The organism is Liquorilactobacillus satsumensis (assembly GCF_964065465.1).
GTDB classification, from domain to species: Bacteria; Bacillota; Bacilli; order Lactobacillales; family Lactobacillaceae; genus Liquorilactobacillus; species Liquorilactobacillus satsumensis.
In genome coordinates this window covers 21,714-28,020 of the sequence record NZ_OZ061609.1, presented here as the reverse complement: position 1 = coordinate 28,020, position 6,307 = coordinate 21,714, and the positions used below count along the sequence as shown (strand labels likewise).

General features: G+C 37.2%; 9 protein-coding genes and 1 pseudogene. 3 read left to right on the top strand and 7 right to left on the bottom strand.

Features of this window, described 5'->3' with window-relative positions; translation table 11 throughout:
* From AB3Y88_RS12725 to AB3Y88_RS12710, 4 genes are all read right to left on the bottom strand, one after another.
* On the bottom strand, window positions 1-269 hold a 269-nt coding region (locus AB3Y88_RS12725; RefSeq protein ID WP_367293460.1), incomplete at its 3' end, for an ATP-binding cassette domain-containing protein.
* Window positions 270-670: 401 nt separating this feature from the next.
* Window positions 671-805, bottom strand: coding sequence for a hypothetical protein (locus tag AB3Y88_RS12720; RefSeq protein ID WP_228890131.1), 135 nt, complete (start codon window positions 803-805; stop codon window positions 671-673).
* Window positions 806-1,196: 391 nt separating this feature from the next.
* Complete coding sequence (locus AB3Y88_RS12715) at window positions 1,197-1,544, bottom strand: type II toxin-antitoxin system PemK/MazF family toxin (RefSeq protein ID WP_054758139.1); 348 nt, start codon at window positions 1,542-1,544, stop codon at window positions 1,197-1,199.
* Window positions 1,544-1,807, bottom strand: coding sequence for a type II toxin-antitoxin system PrlF family antitoxin (locus tag AB3Y88_RS12710; protein WP_056959484.1), 264 nt, complete (start codon window positions 1,805-1,807; stop codon window positions 1,544-1,546). Before AB3Y88_RS12710 ends, AB3Y88_RS12715 begins: the two co-directional genes overlap by 1 nt.
* A 77-nt stretch (window positions 1,808-1,884) precedes the next feature.
* On the opposite strand from AB3Y88_RS12710, the gene AB3Y88_RS12705 reads away from it, so the two are divergent.
* The 3 genes from AB3Y88_RS12705 (at window position 1,885) to AB3Y88_RS12695 (ending at window position 3,226) form a co-directional block, all read left to right on the top strand.
* Window positions 1,885-2,472: a site-specific integrase gene (locus AB3Y88_RS12705; protein WP_054758137.1), complete on the top strand. Its 588-nt coding sequence runs from the start codon at window positions 1,885-1,887 to the stop codon at window positions 2,470-2,472.
* Between the two features lie 246 nt (window positions 2,473-2,718).
* A complete protein-coding gene (locus AB3Y88_RS12700; RefSeq protein WP_054758136.1) occupies window positions 2,719-2,931 on the top strand; it encodes a hypothetical protein in 213 nt (70 codons plus the stop codon).
* Window positions 2,932-2,947: 16 nt separating this feature from the next.
* Complete coding sequence (locus AB3Y88_RS12695) at window positions 2,948-3,226, top strand: hypothetical protein (protein WP_054758135.1); 279 nt, start codon at window positions 2,948-2,950, stop codon at window positions 3,224-3,226.
* Here AB3Y88_RS12695 and AB3Y88_RS12690 read toward each other — a convergent pair.
* The 3 genes and pseudogenes from AB3Y88_RS12690 to AB3Y88_RS12680 form a co-directional block, all read right to left on the bottom strand.
* Window positions 3,216-3,671: pseudogene (locus AB3Y88_RS12690) on the bottom strand (hypothetical protein); the annotation flags it as partial. The gene AB3Y88_RS12695 and the pseudogene AB3Y88_RS12690 overlap by 11 nt on opposite strands.
* A 122-nt stretch (window positions 3,672-3,793) precedes the next feature.
* Window positions 3,794-4,702 carry an IS3 family transposase gene (locus tag AB3Y88_RS12685; RefSeq protein WP_367293459.1) on the bottom strand — a complete coding sequence of 303 codons (909 nt, stop codon included), beginning with the start codon at window positions 4,700-4,702 and terminating at the stop codon, window positions 3,794-3,796.
* Window positions 4,689-4,940: an IS3 family transposase gene (locus AB3Y88_RS12680; RefSeq protein ID WP_002816285.1), complete on the bottom strand. Its 252-nt coding sequence runs from the start codon at window positions 4,938-4,940 to the stop codon at window positions 4,689-4,691. Before AB3Y88_RS12680 ends, AB3Y88_RS12685 begins: the two co-directional genes overlap by 14 nt.
* Window positions 4,941-6,307: the final 1,367 nt, after the last annotated feature.

Here is a 6,307-nt window from a genome sequence, read left to right as displayed (position 1 = left end):
AATAACGTCGGTTGTTGGAAACAATATGAGACTTGCCGCCGATACATGATTGGGTCGTAACTTTCAATCGGCTGCCCATCAAAAATCAAGGTCCCACTTGTTTTAGAAATCATGGCCGCAATGATCCGTAATAACGTACTTTTCCCACCACCGGATGGTCCCGTCAATGTAATATGAGCCCCAGCTGGAATCTGCCAATCAACATCATGTAAAATATGTTGATCAGCGATTTGATAATTAACTTTTTCTAAACTAATCAATGAATTCATATGCCCACCCCCGATCGCACAATGATCGGCGCCGACAACAGCCGGATGAAAAAGTGCTCAGAAGTCAATAAATTGGACTTATCTGTTTGATGTATTAATACACGAACCTGTGTAGCCATTGGCAAAGCCATATGAATCATACCTGAGTCAAAGTGTTCCGTATAACTACGGAGGAGTTCTAATTGAACTTTTAATTTATCATTATTTTCCTTGATCGATCGTTTTTGTCTAGACATACGTTTTCTCCTATCTAGGAAGTATTATATCATTTTATAAAAAAACAACCCCCGTTATCTAACTATTAGATAATGGGGGCTGTTTTAATAGTCTTTCCTAGGGGTCATTATATATTAGACCCATACTACTCTTGAATTTCAAATTCTGGTAATTCATCAATTAATTCAAGGGTACGCATACTTACAGTAATAACGGAATAGTAAGAGGTTCAAAATATACTTAGGATCGTCACTAAATTCGTTAGGATCATCTGTAATCTCTGATTTTTTATCAGTCTTTACTTGATACTGATCAATAATCCATTCGATATCGGGACGTCCATTTACAACATACTCATAGCCCTTTTCTGGAATGTGGCTCTGATGTCAAGACTCCGGACCTCTTTTTCGAGCCCGCTAGGGCTCGTACCCCGAAAATTTTCAAAATGACCTGATTTCGTACAGATTTTGGGTCATTATTTATGTCCCTAAGTTATGGCACTTCCTCATGCCTTTGATTATAGGGGATAAAAAAATAGGCCACAACTTATGATTTATGTCATAACCACCCAAGGGCAGGGGGCACACTTAATTAAGGGCCCATTTTTTTACAAATCGCCCCTCAAAAACGTTGTTAAAATAGCCCCCAATATCTACATTATAGATATTGGGGGCTATTTTGTTGCTTTTATCAACAAATAGCATCTGTTTTTTAGAAGAATTGTTGGAGCTTTGTACTAATTGAACTAATTTCTTGTTGAGATAAAGTGGCCACAATTTCGCCATCTGATCGTTTTGTTGGATCGACAGCACGGACATGTTGCAATAACGCTGTCCCGTGAATTTTCCCGTTATCTATCCTGATAAATAACGGCGATTTAGCATACTTTTCTTGGGTACGATATTTGTCAGAGGTACTGATTGGCACAACTAACACCGTATTAAAATAGCGATTATAGTGATCGTTGCTCACAATTAAACACGGTCGCTTTTTCTTAGTTTCAGTGCCTTTAGCCGGATCTAAATTAATCCACAAAATAGCGCCTTGTTTTAATTTCATTAATCAAAGTCTTCACTTTCTACATCTTTACCCCAATCAACTTCTGTTGTACTGAGATTTCCGAACTTTTTTTCTTGTTCATCAACAATTTGCCATAGATCCGGTTTACTACGAACAATCATTACTTTACCATTTGGTTCAATCTGCCATTCAATTGTGTCAGTAGACCGAACTTTTAACAGCTCACGTACTGTTTTAGGAATTGTAATCTGATTTTTACTTGTGATTTTCGATCTAACCTTAGTTACATTACCTGCACTCACAATACCATCTCCTTACTTTTTCCTTACAAAAATAATAACATAACTACTTTAATATCTCAATAAAAGGAGAAAAGACTATGCAGCAAGTTGTCTTACCAATCAAAGATTCAAATGTGCTCAAAGAGGTGCAAGATACGTTACTCAATAATTTCAAAGCTGGCCGTCGTAACTATACAATTTTTCAAGTTGGTAAAGCTACGCTACTAAGAGTCAGTGACGTTATGTGCCTAAAACAGACCGATATTTTTAATCCGGACGGCTCCATTAAACAAAATGCGTTTATTCATGATAAAAAAACTGGTAAACCTAATACCTTGTACCTTAAACCTGTTCAAACAGAGCTTTTATTGTATCGTCAATGGCTACTTGATAATCAGCTACAATCTGAATGGCTTTTTCCTTCCATTCAACACCCAGAACGGCATATTACGGAAAAACAGTTCTACAAAATCATGAGCAAAGTCGGCGATCTTTTAGGGATTAATTATCTAGGTACCCACACAATGCGTAAAACTGGAGCTTATCGCGTTTACACGCAATCCAATTACAATATTGGCTTAGTCATGCACTTATTAAATCATTCAAGTGAAGCCATGACTTTAGCTTATTTGGGTTTAGACCAAGCAAGTACTGAAACCATGTTAGATCAAATTGACTTTGGTTAGTTTTATTTAGATTTTTGGTTGTTGCCGAAGGCAACTTCTGAGACAGATTTTAAGCACAAAACCTCCACTAAATTTTGGTGGGGTATAAGTGCGCATTGACCTCGCTTCGCTCAGACTGCTGATTCCCTTAAATTTACTTTTAGTGTACGCCTGGAGCTTCGCTTTTTCAACGCTTATATTGACTTTTATTAGTTTGAATGTTATTATTTTGATTAATTATATATAAGCTTGTAATGAGGCATTAGTATGACCCTATCAACATTGGAAAAACAAGAAGCCAAATTAAAACAGCTTAATCAAAAGATCAAAGCTGAAAAAAGTAAGATTGAACAAAACCTTGGCAAGCAAATTATTAAAACATCAAATTTAGATTACGCCGATTTGTCCAATCAAAAGATTAAAGACCTCGCGCAAAAAATAGCAACGATTTTAAATCATGAACCAAATAACCAATTGTAACTAAGTGGTGATGATGATGGCTAATCAATATGAAAAATTGGTTGCACAAAAAGCTCGCCTAAAAGAGCAAATGGCTCGGGAAGATTTTAAATTACGACAATCCAAATACTATAAAAATCGGCAAGCCCGCAAAGCCCGTTCACGGCGGCTAATTCAAAAAGGCGCCTTGTTAGAAAAATACTTTCAAGCGGATAATTTATCAGTAGAACAAACCGAAGAACTTTTAAAAATATTTGCCGACTATGTTAATGCGCATAAGCCGAATAAGCTAAAAAACGATCAGCCTAGATTTTAGGCTGGTCGTTTTTACTTTTCGGATCATTCATTGGCTTTTCAATTTTTAAATCTGAATTATCTTTAACAAAGTCTTTGAGTTGATTTTGGGTTCTCTTACTAATCTCTTCTTTACCCATTTCAAGCTCTAATTGGTTCGTTTTTTTTTTAGCTTTTTTGTACATCTCGTTCAACTCATTAGCACTCAGTTTTTTGTCTGCTCGAATCTCTAATCCTTGAATCGCATTGTCATACGTCCACTGTTTAATTTTATTCATGTCATTAGTCCGGTAATAATCAGCAATTAAATCGTTCCAATGATCCCACTGATCTAACGGGACATTGATTAACCCAGCGCCACCATCAATCATGATTTTATTGGCGCTTAAAGTGGCGGTTCGTTTATTACCGTCCCAAAAGATTTGTTGGCGCATATTATGATACATAACGGTTAAGGCTTTATCAGTTGGATTGAAGTCAATATTTGAGACAGGTTTTAAGAGACATTCAGAACCGCGTTTACCTTCCACAGCTCAAATAAATCATTAATCGTGATTAATAACTTATTTGAACCATGGAAAGCATTAAATCAGGCGGCCATTTGGCTCGTAAGTGTTGCGATTTCAACTTGTAAGGGGGTCTGGTAGCCCAGTGAACTATGAATTCTCTTCCTATTGTAGAAAGCATGCACATATTCAAAAAGGACAGCAGCGGCAGTTTCATAATTCTCAAAGACCGGCACTGGATAAACACATTCCTTTTTGAGGGAAGCATGAAAAGATTCCATTGGTGCATTATCGTATGGACACCCCTTACGGCTGTAAGAGTGGCGGATATGTAGTTCTGTTAACCGTTGGTTGTAATCATCGCTGGTGTACTGTGATCCTAAGTCTGTGTGGATAATCAGGTCCCCAGTAATGGTTCGATTTTTAACCGCGCTTTCCAGGGTCTTTAAGACTAAATCAGTATCCATCTTTTTTGAGAATGAATAGCCGATAATTCGTCTTGAGTGCAGATCCATGATGGTTGATAAGTAACACCAGCCATTACGCTTCGTTTGAATATAGGTCATATCAGCGGTCCATTTTTGATTTAAACCAGTGGTCGAGAAATCCTGCTTAAGCAAGTTGGGACGCTGTTCAACCTTGGTTTTGGAAGCCGAAGCCGCTTTCCATTTATTGACGGTAACGGAGTGGATATCCAGTTCCTTCATGAGCCGGGAAATCCGTCTTGGGCTGCACCGACGCTGCAGTGGTTGAAGTTCCAGATTCAATTCATGGTGGATCTTCATAACGCCGTATCGCTGCTTGAATTCCGCAAAGATCCGCAGAATCCGTTGTTTTAAGTCCTCATCTTCGGCCCGGCGTTTTGAAGGCTTTGGGGATCGATAACGATAATACTGAGCTCTGGAAACACCGAGGATTCGGCACATCTTAGTTACCTGGTGGTGATGGCTTTCTTGGTGAATGTAATCAAAATATTGGTTACTTCTGCGCAAGGAAGCCCAGGGCTTTTTTTAGGATTTCGTTCTCCTCAGACAGGGAAGCCAGCCGCTTTTCCATCGCTTTAATTTCGTCTGGCGATTTACCGGATTGAGTTTTGGCTTGGCCCTGGATCCACTTATGAACGGTTGAATAGCCAATGCCATATTCTCTGGCCAGTTGGGCGGCTGATTCGCCTTGTTTATATAGGTTGATGATGTTTTGTTTGAATTCTTTGTCGTAACGAGTTGGCATGTAAAAATTCCTTCCTTTTGAGAGACGATTTATTCATTATACGCTCTCTTAAAAGTTGTCTCAGGAATCAGCTTACATCCACAATTACATGAGGTCGAATTAGAGAACATTAAAAACTGTAGTCTAACATAATCTGTACAAAAAAAGCCCATCAACTAGGCATACCCCGATAGGCTATATACCAGCTGAAGGACTTGCTGACGGGTTGACTAGACCCTAGGAAGCCAATCACATGACTTCACTCCTACACATTTTCATAATAGCATGTGTTGTTATTGATGTCTAGTTTCTGATACAATTAGAAAGGCTATTACTAAGGTTTGACCACCTTAAGTATAGCTAGGAGGCTTCAATCGCATGACTATCACTCTTACACCTTCTCTAGTTATTTTCCTATTCATTGTATGGATGGAATATAACCATAATGAGAAGTAAAATAAGTACACTGGGATTTAATTATCCTGGTGTTTTTTTAGTTTAGTGATTTCTTCAATATATAGTAATTCTGCTTTCTCGGCCTTACTTTTACAATCATAACAATGACTTTGAATTAAACTAAAAATAAAAAATAAGAAAGTAATTACTAAACCACTTAATGCGATATTGTTCATTACATCTAGACTTATTAAAAACATAGCCATAAGAATATAAGCGAAAGGTATTAAAAATTTAATAACCTTTATATCACTTTTTATATCATCGTTACAAAACTTAATTTTTTTAATTGTCAAATTCAAATTAGACACATTCAATAAGCTGACCCCTTTATACACCAATATGTATATTTATTATTTCTAACTTTACTAGTTTACATAATCAATATTAACCCAAGTGTTCAGTTGTATACTCCCAATTCCCCGCCTACGTAACTTAAAATTAACTAACTGGTTTTCACAATTTCTAGTTTTAAATTGGTCTAGGTATTTTGCTTTAGTAGAATGCCACTAACTTAACTTTCTTAACTTGTGAAATTTACCTAGGTGGCTTTGCAAACCCGCTTACATACCTAGCTAGATATTCAAATAAAATGAATAACTTTAGTTGACAACCAGAACCAGCTGGCTTAGTTTTTAGGAAGGCTGAAGCGGTATGAGCAAAGTTTTTCCCTTAATTTTGCAGAGAAAAACAAAAAAATAATGTGTAGCTCAGTTTTTGAGGTTTTGCCTCGCTCAACTCACAAGTAATCTAGTTTCAGCTTCTTACAGCTACTACATTGATTAAGATTATCTCTCACAGATAAATACATGCCCTTACCTTACAATGTAGCTCATATCATGTAACCACTCAAGCCATTAGATAGTAGCTTCGGTAATGCTTTGTCTACAGGTCGGCTCTGAACCTAGCCTACAGATTAGATTACAGAATCC

Bases quoted from the DNA above. Each gene is read 5' to 3' on its own strand.
- AB3Y88_RS12715 (WP_054758139.1), bottom strand. From the start codon at position 1,544: ATGAAATTAAAACAAGGCGCTATTTTGTGGATTAATTTAGATCCGGCT.
- AB3Y88_RS12705 (WP_054758137.1), top strand. From the start codon at position 1,885: ATGCAGCAAGTTGTCTTACCAATCAAAGATTCAAATGTGCTCAAAGAG.
- AB3Y88_RS12700 (WP_054758136.1), top strand. From the start codon at position 2,719: ATGACCCTATCAACATTGGAAAAACAAGAAGCCAAATTAAAACAGCTT.
- AB3Y88_RS12695 (WP_054758135.1), top strand. From the start codon at position 2,948: ATGGCTAATCAATATGAAAAATTGGTTGCACAAAAAGCTCGCCTAAAA.
- AB3Y88_RS12680 (WP_002816285.1), bottom strand. From the start codon at position 4,940: ATGCCAACTCGTTACGACAAAGAATTCAAACAAAACATCATCAACCTA.